The 1,618-nt window shown below is 66.5% G+C and carries 1 protein-coding gene and 1 pseudogene; both read left to right on the top strand.

What is annotated here, in order from left to right; all coding sequences use genetic code 11:
- Positions 1-126, top strand: a pseudogene (locus NKI25_RS36135) (phosphopantetheine-binding protein); the annotation flags it as partial.
- 123 nt (positions 127-249) lie between these two features.
- On the top strand, positions 250-1,618 hold a 1,369-nt coding region (locus NKI25_RS36140), incomplete at its 3' end, for a condensation domain-containing protein (RefSeq protein WP_353000943.1).

Genomic DNA, 1,618 nt, shown 5'->3' on the forward strand with positions numbered 1-1,618 from the left:
CGCCACGACAACTTCTTCGAGCTCGGCGGCCACTCGCTGTTGGCCGTGCAGCTGATGAGCCGGCTGTCGCAGGTTGTTGGCGTCGAGCTGCCGCTGACGAGGCTGTTCGCCAAACCGGTGCTGGCTGATCTGGCGGAAAGCATCGTCGAAGATTTGAGCCGCGCCGGTCCGCAAGACCTGCCGGCGATTGCGGCCGTGTCGCGCAATGAGCCGCTTGTGCTGTCGTTTGCGCAGCAGCGGCTATGGTTTTTGGCGCAGCTCGACGAGGGCAGCACCAACTATCATATTCCGCTGGCCTTGCGGCTGCGGGGGGTGCTCGACCGCGTCGCCTGGCAGCGCAGCCTTGACCGTCTGTTTGCACGTCATGAGGCGCTGCGCAGTGTCTTTGTCGCGCCGGAGGGCAAGCCCTGGGTTGAGGTCCTGCCGCCGGATGCGGGGCTGCCGGTGCTCGAGCACGATCTGCGGGACAGGCCGGATGCTGAGGCTGTGCTTTCGGATCTGTGCCATGAAGAGGCGCGCACGCCGTTCGATCTGTCGCGCGGGCCGCTGATCCGCGCTCGTCTGATCCGGCTGGCGGATGAGGAGCACGTCTTCCAGCTGACCCAGCATCACATCGTCTCCGACGGCTGGTCGATGGGCGTCTTGATGCGTGAACTGAGTCAGCTTTACCGGGCGTTCGAGGCTGGACAGGACGATCCTTTGCCGCCGCTTGCGATCCAATATCCGGATTATGCCGCCTGGCAACGGCAGTGGCTGTCGGGGGAACGGCTGCAGAGCCAGGCGCAGTATTGGCGCAACGCCCTGTCAGGCGCACCGGCCGGGCTTGCGCTGCCGACGGACCGCGTGCGGCCGGCCCAGCAGTCGTTTGCCGGGGCGACGGTTCCGATCGTTATCGATGCGGATCTGACGCGGCGGCTGAAGCGGCTGAGCCGGCAGCATGGCACGACGTTGTTCATGACGGTGCTGGCGGCCTGGGCGGCGGTGCTGTCGCGCCTGTCGGGGCAGGACGACGTCGTGATCGGCGTGCCGAGCGCCAATCGCGGCCGGCGCGAGATCGAAGAGCTGATCGGCTTCTTCGTCAACACGCTGGCGCTGCGGGTCGACCTGTCGGGCGCGCCGAGCCTGGCGCAGCTTCTGGAGCGGACGCGGCGCACGGCGCTGGCCGCGCAGGAGCATCAGAACCTGCCGTTCGAGCAGGTCGTCGAGATCGCGCAGCCGCCCCGGCATCTTGATCACACGCCGTTGTTCCAGGTGATGCTGGCCTGGGAGAACAATGCGGTCGAGTCATTGGACCTGCCGGGGCTGAGTGTGGAGGCTGCCGGGGAGGGGTATGATCAGGTCAAGTTCGATCTGGAGCTGAGCCTGGGCGAGCGTGGCGATCAGATCGCCGGATCGCTGCACTATGCCACGGCGCTGTTCGACGAAGCGACGATCGAGCGGCAGCGTGGTTATCTGCTGGCGCTGCTGCGGGCGATGGTTGCCGATGCCGGGCAGCCGGTCGGCCGCATCGAGCTGCTGTCGCCCGAGGAGCGGACCTACCTTTTGGAGGAGCTGAACCGGACGGACGCGGCCTATCCGTCGGATCTTTGCATCCACGAGCTGTTCGAGCAACAGGTGC

The organism is Mesorhizobium sp. M0808 (assembly GCF_040320025.1).
Taxonomy (GTDB): domain Bacteria; phylum Pseudomonadota; class Alphaproteobacteria; order Rhizobiales; family Rhizobiaceae; genus Mesorhizobium.